The organism is Frigidibacter sp. ROC022 (genome assembly GCF_024723735.1).
Classification (GTDB): domain Bacteria; phylum Pseudomonadota; class Alphaproteobacteria; order Rhodobacterales; family Rhodobacteraceae; genus SLM-1.
Map to the genome: position 1 here is coordinate 771534 of NZ_JANQDU010000001.1, position 21241 is coordinate 792774.

Annotated in this window: 22 protein-coding genes; 14 read left to right on the top strand and 8 right to left on the bottom strand. The window is 68.7% G+C overall.

What is annotated here, in order from left to right; all coding sequences use genetic code 11:
* The first annotated feature begins 117 nt into the window (after positions 1-117).
* The 4 genes from NUW50_RS03735 (at position 118) to NUW50_RS03750 (ending at position 4395) form a co-directional block, all read left to right on the top strand.
* On the top strand, positions 118-1542 hold the full coding sequence (locus NUW50_RS03735) for a circularly permuted type 2 ATP-grasp protein (RefSeq protein ID WP_258287721.1): 1425 nt from the start codon (positions 118-120) through the stop codon (positions 1540-1542).
* A 118-nt stretch (positions 1543-1660) separates the two neighbouring features.
* Positions 1661-2614: an alpha-E domain-containing protein gene (locus NUW50_RS03740; protein ID WP_258288298.1), complete on the top strand. Its 954-nt coding sequence runs from the start codon at positions 1661-1663 to the stop codon at positions 2612-2614.
* Positions 2611-3624 carry a transglutaminase family protein gene (locus NUW50_RS03745; RefSeq protein WP_258287722.1) on the top strand — a complete coding sequence of 338 codons (1014 nt, stop codon included), beginning with the start codon at positions 2611-2613 and terminating at the stop codon, positions 3622-3624. The genes NUW50_RS03740 and NUW50_RS03745 overlap by 4 nt, the downstream gene beginning before the upstream one ends.
* Positions 3625-3672: 48 nt before the next feature.
* A complete protein-coding gene (locus NUW50_RS03750) occupies positions 3673-4395 on the top strand; it encodes a peptidase (RefSeq protein ID WP_258288299.1) in 723 nt (240 codons plus the stop codon).
* A 17-nt stretch (positions 4396-4412) separates the two neighbouring features.
* Here NUW50_RS03750 and NUW50_RS03755 read toward each other — a convergent pair whose 3' ends face one another.
* Both NUW50_RS03755 and NUW50_RS03760 read right to left on the bottom strand, forming a co-directional pair.
* Entirely contained in the window at positions 4413-5351 is a 939-nt protein-coding gene (locus tag NUW50_RS03755) for an alpha/beta fold hydrolase (RefSeq protein ID WP_258288300.1), read from the bottom strand.
* Position 5352: 1 nt separating this feature from the next.
* Positions 5353-5643, bottom strand: coding sequence for an SCP2 sterol-binding domain-containing protein (locus NUW50_RS03760; RefSeq protein ID WP_258287723.1), 291 nt, complete (start codon positions 5641-5643; stop codon positions 5353-5355).
* Positions 5644-5814: 171 nt separating this feature from the next.
* On the opposite strand from NUW50_RS03760, the gene NUW50_RS03765 reads away from it, so the two are divergent.
* From NUW50_RS03765 to NUW50_RS03775, 3 genes are read left to right on the top strand one after another with little or no spacing between them, the layout of a single operon-like run.
* Positions 5815-6270, top strand: coding sequence for a tetratricopeptide repeat protein (locus NUW50_RS03765; protein WP_258287724.1), 456 nt, complete (start codon positions 5815-5817; stop codon positions 6268-6270).
* A gap of 48 nt (positions 6271-6318) precedes the next feature.
* A complete protein-coding gene (locus NUW50_RS03770; protein ID WP_258287725.1) occupies positions 6319-9369 on the top strand; it encodes a helicase-related protein in 3051 nt (1016 codons plus the stop codon).
* A complete protein-coding gene (locus NUW50_RS03775) occupies positions 9370-9714 on the top strand; it encodes an RNA-binding S4 domain-containing protein (RefSeq protein ID WP_443135073.1) in 345 nt (114 codons plus the stop codon).
* On the opposite strand, the gene NUW50_RS03780 is transcribed toward NUW50_RS03775, so the two are convergent.
* Positions 9679-9846, bottom strand: a complete 168-nt coding sequence (locus tag NUW50_RS03780; protein WP_258287726.1) for a hypothetical protein — start codon at positions 9844-9846, stop codon at positions 9679-9681. The genes NUW50_RS03775 and NUW50_RS03780 overlap by 36 nt on opposite strands.
* A 234-nt stretch (positions 9847-10080) precedes the next feature.
* Between NUW50_RS03780 and fdxA the strand changes: the two genes are divergently transcribed.
* The gene (gene fdxA / locus NUW50_RS03785; protein ID WP_258287727.1) at positions 10081-10419 is read left to right on the top strand and encodes a ferredoxin FdxA; all 339 of its coding nucleotides are present in this window, start codon (positions 10081-10083) and stop codon (positions 10417-10419) included.
* Positions 10420-10699: 280 nt separating this feature from the next.
* Positions 10700-11206 carry a CarD family transcriptional regulator gene (locus tag NUW50_RS03790; protein WP_258287728.1) on the top strand — a complete coding sequence of 169 codons (507 nt, stop codon included), beginning with the start codon at positions 10700-10702 and terminating at the stop codon, positions 11204-11206.
* 274 nt (positions 11207-11480) lie between these two features.
* On the opposite strand, the gene cobS is transcribed toward NUW50_RS03790, so the two are convergent.
* Positions 11481-12233, bottom strand: coding sequence for an adenosylcobinamide-GDP ribazoletransferase (gene cobS / locus NUW50_RS03795; RefSeq protein WP_258287729.1), 753 nt, complete (start codon positions 12231-12233; stop codon positions 11481-11483).
* An 80-nt stretch (positions 12234-12313) separates the two neighbouring features.
* On the opposite strand from cobS, the gene cobT reads away from it, so the two are divergent.
* Positions 12314-13324 (top strand): nicotinate-nucleotide--dimethylbenzimidazole phosphoribosyltransferase, encoded by a 1011-nt coding sequence (gene cobT, locus NUW50_RS03800; RefSeq protein WP_258287730.1) that lies wholly within the window; start codon positions 12314-12316, stop codon positions 13322-13324.
* 14 nt (positions 13325-13338) lie between these two features.
* Here the strand turns inward: cobT and dddP are convergent, their stop codons facing one another.
* Positions 13339-14664: a dimethylsulfonioproprionate lyase DddP gene (dddP, locus tag NUW50_RS03805; RefSeq protein ID WP_258287731.1), complete on the bottom strand. Its 1326-nt coding sequence runs from the start codon at positions 14662-14664 to the stop codon at positions 13339-13341.
* A gap of 121 nt (positions 14665-14785) precedes the next feature.
* Between dddP and NUW50_RS03810 the strand changes: the two genes are divergently transcribed.
* Positions 14786-15577 carry a heme-dependent oxidative N-demethylase family protein gene (locus NUW50_RS03810; RefSeq protein WP_258287732.1) on the top strand — a complete coding sequence of 264 codons (792 nt, stop codon included), beginning with the start codon at positions 14786-14788 and terminating at the stop codon, positions 15575-15577.
* Positions 15578-15719: 142 nt separating this feature from the next.
* Here NUW50_RS03810 and NUW50_RS03815 read toward each other — a convergent pair whose 3' ends face one another.
* The 3 genes from NUW50_RS03815 to edd all read right to left on the bottom strand — a co-directional run bounded on the left by NUW50_RS03815 (position 15720) and on the right by edd (position 18815).
* The gene (locus NUW50_RS03815; RefSeq protein ID WP_258287733.1) at positions 15720-16208 is read right to left on the bottom strand and encodes a VOC family protein; all 489 of its coding nucleotides are present in this window, start codon (positions 16206-16208) and stop codon (positions 15720-15722) included.
* 74 nt (positions 16209-16282) lie between these two features.
* Entirely contained in the window at positions 16283-16924 is a 642-nt protein-coding gene (gene eda / locus NUW50_RS03820) for a bifunctional 4-hydroxy-2-oxoglutarate aldolase/2-dehydro-3-deoxy-phosphogluconate aldolase (RefSeq protein ID WP_258287734.1), read from the bottom strand.
* A gap of 85 nt (positions 16925-17009) precedes the next feature.
* Complete coding sequence (gene edd / locus NUW50_RS03825; protein ID WP_258287735.1) at positions 17010-18815, bottom strand: phosphogluconate dehydratase; 1806 nt, start codon at positions 18813-18815, stop codon at positions 17010-17012.
* Positions 18816-19040: 225 nt separating this feature from the next.
* On the opposite strand from edd, the gene NUW50_RS03830 reads away from it, so the two are divergent.
* The 3 genes from NUW50_RS03830 (at position 19041) to NUW50_RS03840 (ending at position 21240) form a co-directional block, all read left to right on the top strand.
* A complete protein-coding gene (locus NUW50_RS03830) occupies positions 19041-19211 on the top strand; it encodes an RSP_7527 family protein (protein WP_258287736.1) in 171 nt (56 codons plus the stop codon).
* Between the two features lie 141 nt (positions 19212-19352).
* Complete coding sequence (locus NUW50_RS03835) at positions 19353-19958, top strand: DUF6778 family protein (RefSeq protein ID WP_258287737.1); 606 nt, start codon at positions 19353-19355, stop codon at positions 19956-19958.
* 52 nt (positions 19959-20010) lie between these two features.
* A complete protein-coding gene (locus tag NUW50_RS03840) occupies positions 20011-21240 on the top strand; it encodes an RSP_2647 family RNA methyltransferase (protein WP_258287738.1) in 1230 nt (409 codons plus the stop codon).
* Position 21241: the final 1 nt, after the last annotated feature.

Below are 21241 nucleotides of genomic sequence, written 5' to 3' on the forward strand. Positions count from 1 at the left end.
ACATGCCCGACTTTTGGGCGGGGCAGGGCCGCCGCCTCATCGCGCGGCGATCGGCCCCCGACCTCCCGTAACGACTCCCTTCCCACAGCGCCCGGCGCGGCATAGGCTGACCTGACAATGGTTTACAAGACACCGGCTTATTTCGACGAGATGCGGGACCCTTCGGGGGTACGTCCGGCGTATCAGGGGTTGCAGGGCTGGGTCGACGAGATGCCCGCCGAACTGCGTGCGATGAAGCAGCACGAGGCCGAGGCCCTGTTCCGCCGCATCGGCATTACCTTCGCGGTCTACGGCGAAGGCGGCGACCCCGACCGTCTGATCCCCTTCGACATGTTCCCGCGCATCTTCGCGCATGACGAATGGCGGCGGCTGGAGCGCGGCATCAAGCAGCGCGCGCGGGCGCTGAACGCCTTTCTGGACGATGTCTATGGCCGCGGCGAGATCATCCGCGCCGGCAGGATTCCCGGCCCGCTGGTCTGGAAGAACGAGGCCTTCGAGAAGGCCGTTACCGGCTTCCGGCCGCCGCGCGGCATCTATTCCCATATCGTCGGGATCGACCTGGTGCGCACCGGCCCGGACGAGTTCTTCGTGCTGGAAGACAACTGCCGCACGCCCTCGGGCGTGTCCTACATGCTGGAAAACCGCGAGATCATGATGCGGATGTTCCCGCAGCTGTTCCGGGCGAATCGGATCGCGCCGGTCGAGGCCTATCCGCGGCTGCTGAAACGCACCCTGGCCAGCGTCGCGCCCGAGAAATGCGACCGCGACCCCACCGTGGTGATCCTGACCCCGGGCCATTTCAACTCGGCCTATTACGAGCACAGCTTCCTGGCCGACATGATGGGCGTCGAACTGGTCGAGGGCGCCGACCTCTTCGTCGATGGCGATTACTGCTGGATGCGGACCACCGAGGGTCCGAAGCGGGTCGATGTGATCTATCGGCGGCTCGACGATTCCTTCCTCGATCCGCTGTGTTTCCGGCCCGACTCGATGCTGGGCGTGCCGGGGCTGATGAATGTCTATCGCTCGGGCGGGGTGACAATCGCCTCGGCGCCGGGGGCCGGGGTCGCCGACGACAAGGCGATCTATACCTATGTGCCGGAAATGGTGCGCTTCTATCTGGGCGAGGAGCCGCTGCTCAAGAACGTTCCGACCTGGACCTGCAACAAGGCCGACGACGCCCGTTACGTGCTCGAAAACCTCGCCGATCTGGTGGTGAAGGAGGTGCATGGCTCGGGCGGCTACGGGATGCTGGTCGGACCCAAGGCCAGCAAGGACGAGGTCGAGCTGTTCCGCGACAAGATCCGGGCCAACCCGTCGAACTACATCGCCCAGCCGACGCTGGCGCTCTCGACCTGCCCGACCTTCGTCGATGAAGGCGTGGCGCCGCGGCATGTCGATCTGAGACCCTATTGCCTGGTCGGCGAGACGATCGAGCTGGTGCCGGGCGGGCTGACCCGCGTGGCGCTGAAGGACGGTTCGCTGGTGGTGAACTCGTCGCAGGGCGGCGGGGTCAAGGATACCTGGGTGCTGGCGGAATGACGGGGCCTGTCGGGGATACCAGGATCGGGCCGCGGCCCTGTGCCGAAGGCCGGCGGCGTGGCGATGCGCCCGGGCGTCGCTTCGGGCAATCGGAACCGCGCGAGGTCTGCAGATGACCATGCTCAGCCGCACCGCCGACAATCTCTACTGGATCGCCCGCTACCTGGAACGGGCCGAGACCACGGCCCGGCTTCTGGAGGTCGGCGGCCGCAACGCGCTGATGCCGAACATCGGCGGCGGCTATCGCAACGAATGGGATGCGATCCTGCTGGCGTCGGGCACCGGCGAGCGCTTCATCGAGAAATACGACGAGCCGGTGCAGCGCAACATCGAAACCTACATGTTCTTCGACCGCGACAACCCCTCGTCGATCCTGTCCTGCATCGAGGCGGCGCGCGAGAATGCCCGGATCGTCCGCACCGCCCTGACCACCCAGGTCTGGGACGCGATCAACACCGCCTTCCAGGAAATCCGCGAGATGGCGCGGCAGGAACGCTCGAAGATCGAACTGTCCACGATGACCGACTGGACGACCCGCACCTCGGCCCTGATCCGCGGCGCGATCCTCGGCACGCTGCTGCGCCGCGACGGGTTCTACTTCCTGAACCTCGGCTATTATCTGGAACGGGCCGACAACACCGCCCGGCTGCTGGATGTGAAATACTATGTGCTGCTGCCGCAGACCGCCTATGTCGGCTCGGGGCTGGACAACTACCAATGGGCGACGCTGCTGCGCGCCATGTCCGCCTATCGCAGCTTCAACTGGGCCTATGGCGCCGAGATGACCCCGGCCCGGATCGCGCATTTCCTGATCCTGAACCCGGCCTGCCCGCGCTCGCTCCGCTCCTCGATCATCGGCGCCACCGAACAGCTGGAAGCCCTGCAACGCGGCTACGGCCATTCGACCGAGGCGCAGGCGCAGGTGCGCCGGCTGCTGGGCGAATTGTCCGAGGCCAGCGTCGAGGACATATTCGAAGAGGGGCTGCACGAGTTCCTAACCCGCTTCATCCGCGAGGTCGGCAGCCTCGGCGCGGCGGTGCGCGATGCCTATCTGACCGGAGAGGCACGATGAAGCTGACCGTCCGCCACGCCACCAGCTACAGCTATCCGCAGCCGATGCGGACATTGGTGCAAAGCGTCAGGCTGTTCCCGTCGCGCTTCGACGGCCAGACCGTCGAGGATTGGCAGGTCTCGATCGAGGGTTTCGGCGATGCCGCGCCCGGCCATGCCGGCGGCGCGATGCGGCAGGCGGTGAGCGGCGGAAAGGGCGGCGGCAAATCCGGCGACAAGGCGAAGAAATCCGACGGGCCGGGCGGCATGGGCCAGAGTCTGGGCGGCATGGCGCAGTCGCTGGGCGAGGCGCCGGAAGCCACCCGGCCGCGGCCCGACGCGGCCGGCCAGGCCCGGATCGGCGCCGCCTTCCGCGATGGCGTCGGCGACTGGACCGAAACGGTCTCGATCCGCGGCCCGGTCTCGCGGGTCGTGGTCACCGTCACCGGCCGGGTCGAAACTCATGACCTGTCGGGCGTGCTGCGCGGCCACCGCGAAATGGCGCCGCCGGGGCTCTATCTGCGTTCGACCAGGGCCACCGCCCCGGATGTGGCGCTGACCGAACTGGCGCGCGAGGTGATCGCCGCCACCGAGGGCACCAGCACCCTGGACCGCGCCCACAAGCTGTCCGAGGCCGTGACCGGCGCGATTGCCTATGCGCCGGGCGAAACCGCCGCCCATACCACCGCCGCCGATGCGCTGGCCGGCGGCAAGGGGGTCTGCCAGGACCATGCCCATGCGATGATCTCCCTGGCGCATCTGGCCGATATTCCGGCCCGCTATGTGGTCGGCTATCTCTTTGCCGAGGGCGCGATCGGCGAGGCCAGCCATGCATGGGCCGAGCTGTGGCTGGACGGGCTGGGCTGGGTCGGCTTCGATCCGGCCAACGAATGCTGTCCGGACGACCGCTATATCCGGCTCTGCTCGGGCTATGACGCCCAGGATGCGGCGCCGATCCGCGGCATCGCGGCCGGGGCGTCCGAGCCGGGCACGCTCGAGGTCGATGTTGCGGTGCAGCGTCAGGGGCAATAGGGTCGCGCCGTGCCGGACCCGATACGGGCCGGCGAGGGAGACCATGCCGTGACCTATTGCGTCGGACTGCTTCTGGATGCGGGAATCGTCCTGTTGTCGGATACCCGGACCAATGCCGGGCTCGACAACATTGCGGTCTATCGCAAGATGTTCCTGTTCGAGAAGCCCGACGACCGGGTGGTGGCGATCCTGACGGCGGGCTCGCTGTCGATCACCCAGACCGTGCTGGCGCGCCTGAACGAGGCCATCGAACTCGACGACGACGAGGTGCCCTCGCTGATGAATTGCGACACCATGCTCGAAGTCGCCGAACTGGTCGGCAAGACGCTGTCGGATGTCACCGTCGACGTGCGGAGCAAGATGGAACGGATGAGCCAGAAGGCCTCGGCCTCGATGCTGGTCGCCGGGCAGCGCAAGGGCGGGGTGATTCGGCTGTTCCTGATCTACCCCGAAGGCAATTTCATCGAAGCCTCGAACGATACGCCCTATCTGCAGATCGGCGAGCACAAATACGGCAAGCCGATCCTCGACCGGGTGGTGCAGTCGAACACCTCGCTGTCCGATGCCAAGAAGGCGGTGCTGCTGTCGATGGATTCGACCCTGCGCTCGAATCTCTCGGTCGGGATGCCGCTGGACATGGCGGTGATCGAGACCGATGCCCTGAAGGTCAGCGAAAAGCGCCGGATCGAGCCCGATGACGACCATTTCCGCGCGATGAGCGCCGCATGGTCGGACGCGCTGCGCCGCAGTTTCGAGGATATCGAGGTCTGAGCCGGACCCGCCGGGGGTCAGGCGGCCCGGTTGAACAGCGAGGCCGCGGAATCGAAGAAGCCCTCTCGGATCGGCCGCTGTTCCATCATGATCTCGTGCGATGCGCCGTGGATCTTGGTGAAGGCGCCGTTCTTCCAGGTCTCCATGAATTCTTCCACCGCATGCATGTCGACAACCTTCTCGTTGGTGCCGACCTGCGCCACCGCGGGCAGATCCGGACGTTCCAGCCCCCGCAGCGCCCGGGTCTCGGTCAGCGCCTGATAGAGCCATTGCAGCGACGGCCCGCCCAGGGCCAGCCCGGGCAGGGCGGCGGTCTGGGCCTGCATATAGGCATACATCTCCGGGTCCGAGGTCAGCACGTTGCCCTCGAAAGGCGCCGTCGCGGAATAGGAGGTGGCATCGGTGCCGGGCGCGTAGTTCTCGCCCCGGCCCAGTTTCGGCCAGGCCCAGGAGACCGCCCAGGCCACCGGCTTGAGCGGCGTCGACATGCCGATGCCCCACATCGGCGCCGAAAAGGCCGCGGCCTTCACCGGCAGCCCTTCGGTCAGCGCCCGCAGGCCGATGCAGCCGCCCATCGAATGCGCGACCAGAAAGGTCGCCTCGGGCATCTCGGCATCGCGGACCGCCTCGCGCAGCGCCGCGACATCGATCTGGTAGTCCTTGAAATCGAAGACATGGCCGGTCATCGGATCGTCGATCAGGCGCTCGGACAGGCCCTGGCCGCGCCAGTCGATCGTGGCCACGGCATAGCCCCGGTCGGCGAATTCCACCGCCGCCCGGCCGTATTTCTCGACATATTCGGTGCGCCCCGGAAACAGCAGGATCGTGCCCTTCGCATCCGATTTCGGCCAGATCGCCACCCGCAGGCGCACCCCGTCACTGCTGGTCACCCAGCGTGCATAGCCGCCCTCTGGCCCTTCGGACAGATCCGCGAGGAAGGGGGCCGCGTTGCGCACTTCAGGCAAGCACCGAGCCGAGCCGCATCGCCGCGCCCATGTCGCCGTCGATGGCCAGCTTGCCCGACATGAAGGCATTGGTCGGGTTGATCTCGCCGTCCAGGATCGCCTGGAAGGTCTCGGCATCGGCGGTCAGCGTCACATCGGCTTCGTCGTCGCCGGCATGCACACCGGCGCCGTCGATCATCAGGGCGCCTTCGCCCGAGATCACGAACTTGGCCACGCCGTCGAATCCCGCGTCGCCGATCTTGGCCTGAAGGGCTTCTACTGCCGCGCTGACAACATCGCTCATATTCACTTCCTTGTTTGCTGGGGCCGAGGCACTAGCGCCCTGTTCATGGCCTGAGTTACACTCGGGTTTATGCAGACCCAGCTTGATCGCCTCAAATGTATCGTCGCGGCATTGGCCCTGACAGTCGTGTATTCCCTACCGCGACCGGCCCATGCCGAGACGGTGGACGAGATGTTCGACAGGCTGCAGCAGCCCTCGGTCAACTCCGAGGCGGTCGAATCGCAGATCTGGGAGGAGTGGTCGAAAAGCGGCTCTCCCTCGATGGATCTGTTGCTGCAAAGGGGTCGCGCGGCCATGGAGGAACAGGATTGGGCCTCGGCCATCGGCTTCTTCACCGCGCTCACGGACCATGCGCCGGACTTTGCCGAGGGCTGGAATGCGCGGGCCACCGCCTATTACAATTCCGGGCTTTACGGCCCCGCACTGGCCGATATCCGCACCGCGCTGCGGCTCAACCCGCGACATTTTGGCGCGCTTTCCGGGCTGGCGCTGATTCTCGAGGACCTCGGCCACCCGGAAGACGCCATAGAGGTCTGGCACAAGGTCCAGGAGTTGACGCCATATCGTCCGGCTGTAAAGGAAGCCATCGAGCGGCTCGACAAGGAACTGACCGGCGAGACTCTCTGAACCGCCGCGATTCCGGCCCCGACCGACTGCAAGCGCGAAGGCAGGCGAATGCCCGACGGATATCTTCCCGACAGCGGCCCGAACCGGGGCGGCCCGAATGGCGGCGGTCGGATCACCGCCGTGCTGGGCCCGACCAATACCGGCAAGACGCATTATGCCATCGAGCGGATGCTGGCGCATCGCACCGGGGTCATCGGCCTGCCGCTGCGGCTTCTGGCGCGCGAGATCTATGACCGGATCGTGGCGCTGCGCGGCCCCTCGGTGGTGGCGCTGGTCACCGGAGAGGAACGGATCGTCCCCGACCGCGCCGCCTACTGGGTCTCGACGGTCGAGGCGATGCCCGAGATGGACCCGGATTTCCTGGCGGTGGACGAAATCCAGCTCTGCGCCGATCCCGAGCGCGGCCATGTCTTCACCGACCGGCTGCTGAACGCGCGGGGGCGGCACGAGACGCTGTTTCTGGGGGCCGAGACCATGCGCCCGGCCATCGCGGCACTGGTGCCCCGGGTCCAGTTCCTCAAGCGCGAGCGGTTCTCGACCCTGACCTATACCGGCCAGAAGAAGATCAGCCGGACCAGGCCGCGTTCGGCCATCGTCGGGTTTTCGGTCGAGAACGTCTATGCCATCGCCGAACTGCTGCGCCGCCAGAAGGGCGGGGCGGCGGTGGTGATGGGCGCGCTCAGCCCCCGGACCCGGAACGCGCAGGTCGAGCTCTACCAGAACGGCGATGTCGATTATCTGGTTGCCACCGATGCAATCGGCATGGGGCTGAATCTCGACATCGCCCATGTCGGTTTTTCCTCGACGGTCAAGTTCGACGGCCGGCGGATGCGGCATCTGGCGCCCACCGAACTGGCGCAGATCGCCGGCCGGGCGGGGCGCTACATGGCCTCGGGCACCTTCGGTGTCACCGGCGAGGCATCGCCGCTCGACGAGGAAACCGTCGAGTCGATCGAACAGAGCCGCTTTCTGCCGCTGCGGCGTCTGGTCTGGCGCAACGGGCGGCTGGAATTCGGCTCCGCGCAGCGGCTTCTGGCCTCGCTGGAGCAGCACACCAGCAACGAATGGCTGTCGCGGGCCCGCGATGCCGATGACGTGCTGGCGCTGAAGGCGCTGTCCGAGCGGCCCGAGGTCACCGACCGGCTGACCCACCCGCAGCGGGTCAGGCTGCTCTGGGATGTCTGCCGGGTGCCCGACTTCCGCAGCCTCTCGGGCACCGAGCACGCCCATCTTCTGGCGCAGATCTTCGACTTTCTCTCGGACCGGGGCCGGATTCCCGACGATTGGCTGGCGGTCCAGGTGCGCCGTCTCGACCGGCCGCAGGGTGATATTGACACACTCTCGAAACGTCTCGCTTATATCCGGACCTGGACTTATGTCGCGCAGCGGGCCTGGGTTGATGACGAAAAACATTGGCGCGGCGAGACCCGCGCGGTAGAAGACCGCCTGTCGGATGCCCTGCACGGGGCACTGACGCAACGCTTTGTCGATCGCCGCACCTCGGTGCTGATGCGGCGGTTGAAGGACCGGGAGAGCCTCGTGGCCGAAGTGAACGACAAGGGTGAGGTGACGGTCGAGGGCGAATTCGTCGGCCGTCTCGAAGGATTCCGGTTCCGGATCGACAAGACCGGCTCGCCGGATGAGGCCAAGACAGTCCGGCAGGCGTCCGAAGCCGCGCTGCGGCCGCATTTCGCGCTGAAGGCGGACCGCTGCTACAACGCCCCCGATACCGAGTTCGACTATACCGAACAGGGCGGGCTGATGTGGGGCGACACCGCGCTTGGCAAGCTGGTGGCCGGGCCGGACCCGCTGTCGCCGGGGGTGGAGCCCTTCGTGGATGAAGAGGCCGGACCGGAAGTGGCCGAGAAGGTCAGGCGCCGCCTGCAGCATTTCATCGACCGCAAGATCGCCTCGCTGTTCGAGCCGCTGCTCGGACTTCGGAAGGACGAAACCCTGACCGGGTTGGCCAAGGGCTTTGCCTTCCGTCTCGTCGAGGCTCTCGGCGTGCTGCCGCGCCAGCAGGTGGCGGCGGACGTGAAGGCGCTGGACCAGGAGGCGCGGGGCGCCCTGCGCAAGCATGGCATCCGTTTCGGTCAGTACACGATCTTCATGCCGGCCCTGCTGAAACCGGCGCCGACCCGGCTGCGGCTGGTGCTCTGGTCGCTGGCCAGGGGGCTGGAGACCTTCCCCGAAAGCCCGCCGCCGGGGCTGGTGACGATCCCCAATGTCGAGGGCACGCCCGAAGGCAGCTACACGGTGTCGGGCTATCACCGCGCCGGCAGCCGGGCGATCCGGATCGACATGCTGGAACGCCTGGCCGATCAGATCCGCGGCGAGGACAGCCGCGCCGGCTTCGAGGCCAAGGCGGACATGCTCTCGATCACCGGGATGACGCTGGACCAGTTCGCCGATCTGATGACCGGGCTGGGCTATACCGCCGAAAAGGGCGAGCGGCCCAAGGTGAAGGCGGTCGAGAAGCCGCGCGAGGCGACGGCGGAAGAGATTCAGGCAGCCGCCGAGAAGCGCGCTGCCGAGGAGGCCGCGAAACTGCTGGCCGGTGACGATGCGGAAGTGCCGCCCCAGGCCGTCGTCGCCGCGGTGACCGCCGCGATCAGCGAAGGCGACGTGCCGCCCGCCGAAGCCGCCCCGGCCGAAGCGGCCACCCCGGCCGCCGAATCAGCGGCCGAAGAGGCCCCGGTGCCGGCCGAAGCCGCCCCCGAAGCCGAAACCGCCGATCCCGCCGCGACCCCGCCCGAGGCCGAAGCCGCCGATCCCGCGGCAGCCCCCGAGGCCGAATCCGCCCCGGTCGAGATGGAGGTCTTCTATACCTTCACATGGCGCCCGAAGCCGCGCGGCGACCGGCGCCCGCGCCGCGACAATGCCCGTCAGGGCCAGGGCGACGCCGGCGCAGGCAACCGCGGCCCCCGCAAGGCGGGCGGCGGCAAGCCCGAAGGCCGGTTCAAGGGTCCGAAGAAGGGCAAGGGCGGCAAGCGCGACGACCGCCCGAAAAGCTTCGAGGCCCGCCCGCCGCGCCACGACAAGCCGATCGACCCGGACAATCCCTTCGCGGTCCTGGCGGCATTGAAGGACAAGCAATAGGTGCGCGACGACGCGGCCGAGGCTGCGCCGGCTGCGGACGGCAGCGCCCGGATGCGCGTCGACAAATGGCTGTTCTTCGCCCGCTTCTTCAAGACCCGCAGCCTGGCGGCCGAGGTGATCTCGGCCGGCCATCTCCGGATCAACAGCCGCAAGGTCGGCAAGCCGGCACGGCCCGTCGGCCCCGGCGACGTGCTGACCTTCCGCCAGGCCCGGCGGATCCGGGTGGTGCGGCTGCTGGCCCTGCCGGAACGGCGCGGCTCGGCCGCCGAGGCGCAGGCGCTCTATGACGATCTGACCGAACCGGAGGACTCAGCCGCGCCGAAGCCGTCGCAGAAGCGTCGCTGACAGCGCCTCGAAGGCCAGCGCCCAGGCCGCCGGCGAGACGATCCCGGTCGCCATGACCATGCCGAAATAGGCCGGCAACAGCGTCGCGAGCCCGGATGTCGCGCGTCTGGCGGGGGCGCTCTCCAGAATCATCCATCTCCCAGTGGACTCCTTTGGCGTAGCGCAGCGCCCGGCGTTGTCGCAAGCGGCCTGCGGCCATGCGCCGCGGCGCGAAAACCGCCCGCGATCTTGCCGTGAGGCCGGAATCCGGTGTCGCCGGGCCCCGATCTTGCCTATTCTTCGCTTGAACCTCGGGCCGCACGAAAATACCTAGGGGCGCGCGTCCCCAGCAGGGCGCCGCGTCGAGCCCGCCGGAGAGACCGACCCATGACCTATGTCGTCACCGACAACTGCATCGCCTGCAAATACACCGACTGTGTCGAGGTATGCCCCGTGGACTGTTTCTACGAGGGCGAGAACATGTTGGTGATCCATCCCGACGAATGCATCGACTGCGGGGTTTGCGAACCCGAATGCCCGGCCGACGCGATCCGCCCGGATACCGAACCGGCGATGGAGCCCTGGGTGGAGTTCAACCGCAAATACTCGGAATCCTGGCCGGTGATCGTCACCCGCAAGGACCCGCTGCCCGAGGCGGAAGAGCGGGACGGCGAATCGGGGAAGCTCGAAAAGTACTTTTCCGAAGCCCCGGGCGAGGGCGGCTGACCGGCCGCGCCGACCGGTTACGCAACGTCAGATGCGCGTAGCGGCCCCATCTGGGCCGGAATTCGGCGTGGATTCAGGCATTTTCCTGCCGAACCGTTCAGAACCCTTTAAAATCGCCGTATTTTCTGCTATATGAAAGCCATGTGAACAACTATTCCATTCGCTCAGCCACGAGGTTCGGCCTTGTGGCTGTGTTTCTGACGCCAAACGATCCCCTCATGCGTGATGTGTGTGTGCAATGGGGCGGCCAAGGAACGGATGGGTTTGGGGATATGACTGTATGACCAAGACCAAATCTGAATTTCGCCCGAACGATTTCGTGGTCTATCCGGCCCATGGCGTCGGCAAGATCATCTCGATCGAAGAGCAGGAAATCGCCGGGCTGCGGATGGAACTGTTCGTGATCTCGTTCGAAAAGGACAAGATGACGCTCCGGGTTCCGACCCACAAGGCGCTGTCGATCGGGATGCGGCAATTGTCTTCGCCCGATATCGTCACCAAGGCGATGACGACGTTGAAGGGCAAGGCCAAGGTCAAGCGGGCCATGTGGTCGCGCCGGGCCCAGGAATACGAACAGAAGATCAACTCGGGCGATCTGATCGCCATCGCCGAAGTGGTGCGCGACCTGCACCGCACCGACGATCAGCGCGAGCAGAGCTATTCCGAGCGGCAGCTCTACGAAGCTGCGCTCGAGCGTCTGACCCGCGAGATCGCGGCGGTCTCGGGTTCGGACGAGATGGCAGCCGCCAAGCAGGTGGACGAGGTTCTGGTCGCTCGCGCCGCCTGATCCGGTTACGAGAGTTTCGGCAACCGCCGTCCTTCTGGGCGGCGGTTTTCGCTTGTTCCGGGGCCGGTGGGGCAGGGGGCGGCCCGCTCCGAACCGCAGATGCCCGGCCCGGAACAGGGCGCGCGGCCTGGCCTTCCCGTCGCAAAGGACAGGGCGTTGCCTCGGCGGGCCGATGCGCGGGCGGTGCGGCAATGCGCCATTGACCAAGACGGGTGTCCGCAGCGATTATTATTGAATTTCAGGTAGTTGAACCCCCGTCCCCATGGGGACGCCGTCAGACCAGCCCGCAGAGGGCAGACAGGACGGCCACTTCGCCCAGCTGCTGCATCGCGCCCAGGATGTCGCCGGTCTGGCCGCCGATCTTGACCTGCGCCAGCAGCGCCAGGGCGATGATCGGCACCGCCGCCGCCAGCACCACCGGGATCGCCGCCCAGCCCAGCAGGGCAATCGCCGCGATCAGCGCCAGCACCAGCCCGAGCGCCGCCGAGGGTCGCGGCGGCACGCCGGCGGACTGCGACAGGCCCTCGCCACGCGCGTTCGGCATCGCGATCATCGCCAGCGGCAGCGCCGCCCGGCTCAGCATCGCCGCCACGATCAGCGGTGCCAGCGTATGCCCTGTGGCCAGCAGGAAGGACAGCGCCGACCAGCGCGCCAGCGTCACCAGAAGCAGCGCCAGCATCCCGTAGGTGCCGATCCGGCTGTCCTTCATGATCTCCAGCCGCCGCGCCACGGTCCAGCCGCCGAACAGACCGTCCGCCGAATCGGCCAGCCCGTCCTCATGCATGGCGCCGGTCAGCATCGCCAGGATCCCCAGCACCGTCGCCGCCGCCACTCCGGGCACCAGCCCGATCGCCAGCAGGAACCAGCCGCAGAGCCCGGCGATCAGCGCCACCAGGAACCCCGCCACCGGCCAGGCCCAGGCCGCCCGCGCACCGCGCGTGCCGCCCGGCACCGGCAACCGGGTCAGCAGGCCGAGCGCAACGCTGATATCCTCGGCCTCGATCAGTCCAGGGTCGGCTTTGCTCATGTCATGGTCCTTTCCCGGCTTGCGCCCGCGCGGCGCAGCGTAAAGACAGGCGGCAGGCTTTTCAACGAACGAGACCCGCCATGCCCTTCGCCGACCTCGCCCAGTTTCGCACCGTGATGCAAGACCTTCCCGCGCCGGACGCCGCGGCCCGCGCCGGAGCCGAGTCCCGCAACGGCCAGCTGACGAAACCGCCGGGCGCCCTGGGACGGCTCGAGGATCTGGCGCTCTGGTATGCCGGCTGGCGCGGCGATGCCCGGCCCCGGATCGCGGCGCCGCAGGTGCTGGTCTTCGCCGGCAATCACGGTGTCGCGGCGCAGGGCGTTTCGGCCTTTCCGCCCGAGGTGACGGTGCAGATGGTGGCCAATTTCCGCGCCGGCGGGGCGGCGATCAACCAGCTGGCGGCACTGGCCGGTGCGCGGCTCGACGTGCATGAACTGGAGCTCGATCGCCCGACCGCCGATTTCACGAAGGGTCCGGCGATGTCGGAGTCCGACTGCGTGGCGGCGCTGCTTGCCGGCTGGCAGGCGGTGGACCCGGCTTCCGACCTGCTGGTCACCGGCGAGATGGGGATCGGCAACACCACCTCGGCGGCGGCGCTGGCGCTGGCGCTGTTCGGTGGCAGCGCCGGGGACTGGTGCGGGCGCGGCACCGGGGTCGATGACGCAGGGCTGGCGCGCAAGGTGGCGGTGGTCGAGGCCGGGCTGGCGGCCAATCCCGGCGCCGCCGCCGATCCGCTGGTCGCACTGACGGCCCTGGGCGGGCGCGAGGTCGCCGCGATGGCCGGCGCCATGGCGCGGGCGCGGGTGCTGCGGATTCCGCTGATTCTCGACGGCTTCATCGCCTGCGCCGCGGCTTCGGTGCTGCACCGGCTGGCGCCGGGGGCGCTGGATCACGCGGTGGCCGGACATCAGAGCGCCGAGGCCGCCCATGCCCGGCTGCTCGACCATCTGGGCAAGGTGCCGCTGCTGGCGCTGAACCTGCGGCTGGGCGAAGGTTCGGGTGCGGCGCTGGCGATCCAGGTGCTGCAAGGGGCGCTGGCCTGCCACTCGGGCATGGCGACCTTTGCCGAGGCCGGGGTCAGCGCCGGCTGATCCCGGGCCCCGGTCTAACCGCCCAGCAGGGCTTCGTCGTAGGGGTAGCGGGTCAGGTTCTCGTGCCCGGTCTCGGTGATCAGCACCTGATCCTCGAGCTTGATCGAGAAATCTCCGCCTTCGGGCGAGATCAGCGCCTCGACGCAGAGCACCATGCCGGGTTCCAGCGGATAGTCGAAGGCGCCCTCGACCGCGGCGTCGGGATAGGCGATCAGGGGCCATTCATCGCAGAGCCCGACTCCGTGCATCATGCAGCCGTATTTCTGCTTCTGGTAGATATCGGGCAGGCGGTGGCAGCGCCGGGTCAGCTCGGCCAACGGCACCCCGGGCGCCAGCAGTTCCATGTTGCGGGCGATGTGCTCGACCCCGATCCGCATCGCCTCGATCATGTCGGGCCGCGGCCGGTCCGGCCCCAGCCACCAGGTCCGCGAGATATCGACGCAGATCCCGTAGGCGCCGATCAGGTCGGTGTCGAAGGCGACGATCTCGTTCGGCTGCACGATCCGGGCGCCGCATTCCTGGAACCAGGGATTGGTGCGCGGCCCCGTGGTCAGCAGCCGGGTCTCGATCCACTCGCCGCCGCGGCGGATGTTCTCGGCATGGAGCACCGCCCAGATGTCGGCCTCGCTCATTCCCGGCGCCATGGCCGCCTGCATCGCCGCGACCGAGGTTTCGCAGGCATGGCTGGCGCAGCGCATCGCGGCGATCTCGTCCGGCCCCTTCACCGCGCGGGCCTTCTCGGTCAGCTCCTCGCCGGGCAGCACCTCGAAGCCCTGCGCCTCCAGCGCCCGCAGCCCGTGCAGCATGATCTTGTCGACCGCCAGCCGCCGGTTGCCGCCGGCATGTTCCGCGACCAGCAGGCGCACCTCGTTGGCAAAGACATCCGCCGCCAGGTCGAGCCGGTCGCCGCGGTCGAAATAGAACAGGTCGGCGCCCGAACGCTGTTCGCGCACCAGCGGGTTGAACTTGCTCAGGAACATGGCGTTCCTGTAGTCCCAGATCACCATATGGCCGTCCGGGCAGATCAGCAGGGCGCGGAACGGGTTATGGGTGTTCCAGAGCTGCATGTTGCTGGAATCGGTAGCATAGCGGATGTTCAGCGGATCGAAGAGCAGCAGCCCGCCATAGTCCCGCCCCACGATCCCTGCGACCAGCCGTTGCCAGCGATAGGCGCGCATCCGCGGCAGGTCGGGCAGGGTCAGCCCGGCCTCGGCCCATTCCGCGAGGGCGAGCCGTGTCGGGCCGATCTCGATCCGGTCCTGGTCGTTCGGGCTGCCATCGGCCAGCGTGGCGCCACGGCTGGGGTCGATCTTGCGGCGGTCGCGATAGGGGACGTCCATCTCGGGGCCTGTCGAAAGGGGCGGATGCGGCGAGGATCGGGCCGGGACCGGGCTCCGTCGCGGCGGATTGCGACATGAGGCGACGCTTTCGCACCGCGCCGCGCCGTGGCAGGTAGAGGGGATGATCCTTCATGACAGCCTGCCCTATCGTCCCTGGTCCGATCCGGCGCTGAAGCGCCTGCCGGGGGTGCAGCCGCTGGGGGCGCTGCCCTGGCTGCTGCAGGACGAGGTCTTCGCCGCCCAGATGGCCGAGCGGGACCGGCTGCTGGCCCGCCACCGGGCGCAGGTCCTGGCCGACAGCGACGATCCGGCGGTGGCCGAGTTGCTTTCGGCGGTGCTGGCCTATCTGGCCGGCTGCAGGGGCTATGCGGTCTCGTCGCAGGCGGTCCGGCGTCCGGACGGGGTCACGGTGGATCTGGCGGCCGACGGGCCAATGGCCACGCTGGCCCGGCTGGTGCAGGAGGATCTGCTGCTGCATGTGAAACGGGGCGACGAGCATGTGCTGATCGGCGGCACGCTGCTGTTCCCGTCCAGCTGGACCCTGGCCGAGAAGGCGGGCCGGCCGCTCAGCCGCATTCACCGGCCGGTGCCTTCCTATGCCGCGGTGGCCCGCTCTGTGCAGCGGATGTTCGATGCGCTGCGCCCCGGCACCCCGCTCTGGCGGGCGAACTGGCTGATCTACCGCGATCCGGCGCTGTTCCAGCCGCGCCGCGAGGGCGAGAGGAAACCGGCGCGGGACGGTGCGCCGGGCTATCTGCGCTCGGAGCGGCAGACATTCCTGAAGCTGCCCGGGACCGGCGCGGTGGTGTTCGGCATTCATACCTATGTCCTGCCGCTCGACCGGTTCGCGGCCGAGCTGCCGCCCGGGGCGCTCCGCGAATCCGACCGCCCGGCCGCGGGCCCCGGTGCCTGACCGGCTTTACCTTGGAAATATCCCGGGGGGCCCGGGGGGCCGGCCCCCCGGCGGATCGGCGGGCCGTAGGCCCGTCGAGCCTCATGGCCGGCCGGGGCGCCGCAGTCCCGGGCGCCGGCCCGGGTCCCCTGCGACGCCGGGGCTACACCTTCTGCGCCGCCGCCGCTTCCAGCGCCGCGATGTCCAGCTTGACCATGCCCATCATCGCCTGCATTGCCCGGCCCGCCGCGGCGCGGTCGGGCAGGGCCAGCAGCCGGGGCAGGGCGCGGGGGATGATCTGCCAGGAGACGCCCCAACGGTCGGTCAGCCAGCCGCAGCGGTTCTCGCTGCCGCCTTCCAGCAGCGCCGACCAGAGCCGGTCGATCTCGGCCTGGGTCTCGACATGCACCTGGATCGAGGCCGCCGGGGTCAGCTTGAACTGCGGCCCGCCGTTCATCAGGATCAGGCGCTGACCTTGTAGAACCACCTCTGCCATGAAGGCGGCGCCGAGGCTGCCGTCGGGCAGCATCTCGCGGTTCGGCACCGACCAGCTGCTGCCGGGCAGGAGGCCGGCGTAGAATTCGGCGGCAGGTTCGGGGTCGGTCTGGAACCACAGGCAGGTGGCAACGGAGGGGGCGGGGGACTCGGGCATCGGCGGTACTCCTGCGACGGGTGCCGCATGGGCAGCCTAGCGTCGGGGCGCCCGTCCGGGCAAGCCGGATGCCGTCAGCGCGGCAGGGCGGCGGCCTCGCGCGCCAGGGTCTCGATCCCGGCCCAGTCGCCCGCCCTGACCATCGCCGCCGGAGCGACCCAGCTGCCGCCGACGCAAAGCACGTTCGCCAGGCTCAGGTAGTCGCGGGCATTCTTCAGCGAGACGCCGCCGGTGGGGCAGAACCGCATCTGCGGTAGCGGCGCACCCAGCCCTTTCAGCGCCGCGGCGCCGCCGGCTGCCTCGGCCGGGAAGAACTTGCCGGTGGTCAGCCCGTGTTCCAGCAGCGTCATCACCTCGGAAGCGGTGACGGCGCCGGCCAGCAGCGGCAGGCCCTCGTCCTCGCAGGCCTCGATGATCGCCGGGGTGGCGCCGGGCGAGACGCCGAAGGTCGCGCCGGCCGCCTTGGCCGCCTTCACGTCGGCCCGGGTCAGCAGGGTGCCCGCGCCGACCCGGCCGCCCGGCACCTCGGTCATGGCGCGGATCGCATCCAGCGCGGCGGGGGTGCGCAGGGTCACCTCCAGCGCCGGCAGGCCGCCCGCCACCAGGGCACGGGCCAGACCCTGGGCCTGGGCGGCGTCCTCGATCACCAGAACCGGGATCACCGGGGCCAGGCGCATGACGGCTTCGTTGGCGGCGTTCATTTCGGCGGGAGTCATCGCGGGTCCTTTCGGCGTGGTCGTCTGGGCGGGTGCAGCCCGGGCATAAGCCGGGCCGCGGGGAATTTGAAGCCGGGTCGCACGGTCAGTAGAGGACCGAGGCGCCATCGGTGGCATCGGTCACGCCCTGACGGAACAGCGCGAAGAGCTCGCGCCCGCTGCCGTGGCCGTTGGCCGAGAGGTCGGGCGTGGCGGCAGGCCGGGTCAGCGCCGCCGGGTCGGTCACGTCGAGCGTGCCCGCCACCGCATCGACGCGGATCACGTCGCCATCGGCCAGATGTGCCAGCGGCCCGCCCTTGGCGGCCTCGGGCGAGACATGGATCGCCGCCGGGACCTTGCCCGAGGCGCCCGACATCCGCCCGTCGGTGACCAGCGCCACCTTCAGCCCGCGATCCTGCAGGACCGCCAGCGTCGGGGTCAGCGAATGCAGCTCCGGCATCCCGTTGGCCGCCGGCCCCTGGAACCGGACCACCACCACGGTATCGGAGGTGAACTCACCGTTCCGGAAGGCCGCCTTGACCGCCTCCTGGCTTTCGAAGACCCGGGCCGGGGCCTCGACCAGATGCCGCTCGGGCGCCACGGCCGAGACCTTCATGACCCCGGTGCCCAGATTGCCGGACAGCTTCTTCAGCCCGCCGCTGGTCGCGAAGGGATCGGAGACGGGTCGCAGAATCCGCTCGTTCAGGCTGCCGCCCGCGAGGTCTTCCCAGACCAGCGCGCCGTCGCGCAGCTTCGGCTCCTGCCGGTAGCGGCGCAGACCGTCGCCGGCCACGGTGCGCACGTCTTCATGCAGCAGCCCGGCGTCGAGCAGCTCGCCGATCATGTAGGGCAGGCCGCCGGCGGCGGCGAAATGGTTCACGTCGGCCAGACCGTTCGGATAGACCTTGGCCATCTGCGGCACGATGTCCGAGACGGCGGCGAAGTCGTCGAGCGTCAGAAGCACCCCCGCCGCCCGCGCCATGGCGGGCAGATGCAGCACCAGATTGGTCGAGCCGCCGGTCGCCATCAGCCCGACCATGCCGTTGACGAAGGCCCTTTCGTCCAGCACCTCGCCCAGCGGCGTATAGGCATTGCCCTGCGCGGTGATCGCCAGGGCGCGGGTCGCGGCGGCCCGGGTCAGCGCCTCGCGCAGCGGCGAGCCCGGCGGCACGAAGGAGGCGCCCGGCAGGTGCAGCCCCATGAACTCCATCAGCATCTGGTTGGTGTTGGCGGTGCCGTAGAAGGTGCAGGTGCCCGGGCCGTGATAGGCGGCCATCTCGGCCTGCATCAGCTCGGCCCGGTCGGCCTCGCCGGTGGCATAGCGCTGCCGGACCTTGGCCTTCTCGTCATTGCTGATGCCGCTGGTCATCGGTCCGGCGGGAACGAATATCCCCGGGATATGGCCGAAGGTGGCGGCGGCGATGACCAGGCCCGGCACGATCTTGTCGCAGACGCCCAGGTAGAGCGCCGCGTCATAGGTGTTGTGCGACAGCGCCACCCCCGTCGCCATGGCGATCACGTCGCGCGAGAACAGCGACAGCTCCATCCCGGCCGTGCCCTGGGTGACCCCGTCGCACATCGCCGGAACCCCGCCTGCCACCTGCGCCGTGCCGCCCGCCGCCCGTGCCGCGTCCTTGACCAGCGCCGGAAAGGTCTCGAACGGCTGATGCGCCGAGAGCATGTCGTTGTAGCTGGTGACGATCCCGAGGTTGGGCGCCTTCTCGGCCACCAGCGTCGGCTTGTCGTCTCCCATTGCCGCATAGGCATGTGCCTGGCCCGAGCATCCCAGATGGCCGCGGGCCACGCCCTTGTCCGCTGCCGCCGCGATCCGGTCCAGATAATCCCCCCGGCTGGATCGGGAACGGGCGATGATCCGGTCGGTCAGGCGGGCAATGTCAGGATGAAGCGGCATGTCGGTAATCTCTCCCGGGGCGAAAGGGGGGTATCTCTGCGGCAATTGCCGCCTGCCAAGGATCATAACATAGCCTGTTAGCGCTAACAAGATGCGCGGGCGCCCTTGCGGCAAGTTTTTCTGCGCCGCGGCGTATTGCTGCGACTGCATAGCGGGATTGTCGGATTGGCGCTGGTTCTGGCAGTAGTGCTTACCTATTTTCAAGCCAGCCCAAGGAGAACAGAGATGACCAATCCCGAACTGAATGCCCCGGATGACGGCCCCATCGACTATGCCGCGATCGAGCGCGAAGCCTATCGCCTGCGCGCCGAAGCGATGCGGACCGGTGCCCTTGCCATGACCGGCTGGCTGAAGGCGCGCCTGCACCGCCGGCCCGTCGTGAAAGCCCGGGCCTGATCCTGCAAGCACAGGTTGAGCGGGTTTCGGCCCGGCACAACTACATGAAGAAAACGCGCTAAAACACCGGGATTTAAGCGAAATTTGGCCTCAATTCCAAGGCAGCCTGCTGATGTGGGGTTCGCCGAAGGAGTGAGACAGATGCAATTCAAGGCAATCTCCGCAGTCCTGGCCATGCTGGTCCTGACGGCCTGCGGCAATGTCGATACCGCGACGCGCAACGCGCCGGCCATCGCCACCGAGCCGGTGCTGGGCATCGGCCAGCGCGCGGCTCCGCAAGCACATCCGGTCTATGCGCTGAACAAGCTGACGGTTCTGGTGCCCGACTCCCTGACGGTCTCGGAAGCCAACGACCTGATCCCCGCCGCCGACATCGTCTGGCGTGGGGATGCGCCCGGCGACCGGCGCGAACAGATCAAGTCGATCTTCAAGACCGCGGCCGCCGGCGCCGATGTCAAGGACGGCCAGCCCGTCGATGCCATTGTCGAGCTTGTCCGCTTCCACGGGCTCTCGGAAAAGGCCCGCTATCTTACCGGCGGCAATTACGCGATCCGCTTCCGCCTGACCCTGACCGATCCGAAGACCGGCGCCGTGATCGCGCCGCCGCGGCTCATCCATGCCGACATGCCGATGTGGGGCAGTGCCCGCGACGTGCTGAGCGACCCGGCATCGGGTGGCGAGAAGGCGATCGTGACCCGTTTCCTGTCCGGCCAGATCGGCCAGTTGCTGGGCCATGTCGAGACCTGAGCCTTCCTGACAGGCCTTCCGGGCCGGAACGAAACCGATTAGAGGGGGTGGCATGACGCTGCCCCCTTCTTCCGTCGATCCTGCCGATGCCGCCGCCCTGCCGGCGGTGCGCCTGATGCCGCGTGCCGAGGCGCGGGCGATCCGGCACGGCTTTCCCTGGGTCTATGCCAATGAACTGGTGATGGACCGAAGGACCAGAGCGCTGGCGCCCGGCACCGTTGCGGTGTTGCAGGATGCCGAGCGGCGCCCGATGGGCCTGGTCGCGGTCAACCCGTTGTCGAAGATCGCGGCGCGGATGCTGGATGCGGACCCGGCCGCGCAGGTGGACGAGGCCTGGTTCGCCGCCCGGCTGGAGGCCGCGCAGGCGTTCCGGGCGCGGCTCTATTCCAGCCCGCATTACCGGCTGATCCATGCCGAGGCCGACGGGCTGCCGGGCGTGGTGATCGACCGCTTCGGCGATCTGGCGGTGATCCAGCCCAATGCCGCCTGGGCCGAGGCGCGGCTCGACGCGCTGGTCGCGGCGCTGATCCGGGTGACCGGGGTCTCGACGGTGGTGAAGAACGGCACCGGCCGCGCGCGTGGGCTGGAAGGTCTGGACGAAGAGACCGTGGTGCTCTGCGGCGCGGTCTCGGGCCCGGTGCCGGTGCCGATGAACGGTGCCACCTACATGGCCGATGTGCTGGGCGGGCAGAAGACCGGCCTGTTCTACGACCAGCGCCCGAACCATGCCTTTGCCGCCAGCCTGGCGCCGGGGCAGGCGGTGCTGGACGTGTTTTCCCATGTCGGCGGCTTCGCCCTGGCCGCGCTGGCGGCGGGGGCGGAATCGGCGCTGGCCATCGACGGTTCGGAACCGGCGCTGGATCTGGCCCGGCAGGGCGCCGAGGCCAGCGGTCTGGCCGGGCGTTTCGAGACCCGCAGGAGCGATGCCTTCAAGGCGATGGAGGCGCTGGCGCAGGAGTCGCGCCGGTTCGGGCTGGTGATCTGCGACCCGCCGGCCTTCGCACCCGCCAGGCCGGCGCTTGAGGCCGGGCTGCGCGCCTATGAACGGGTGGCGCGGCTGGCGGCGGCGCTGGTGGCGCCGGGCGGGGTGCTGATGCTCTGCTCCTGCTCGCATGCTGCCGATCTGGCCCAGTTCCGCGCCGCCTGCACCCGCGGCATCGGCAAGGCCGGGCGCCGGGCGCAGATCGTCCATACCGGCTTTGCCGGTCCCGACCACCCGCTGCTGCCGCAACTGGCCGAGTCCGGCTATCTCAAGGCCCTGGCGTTCCGGTTGCTGCCGTGAG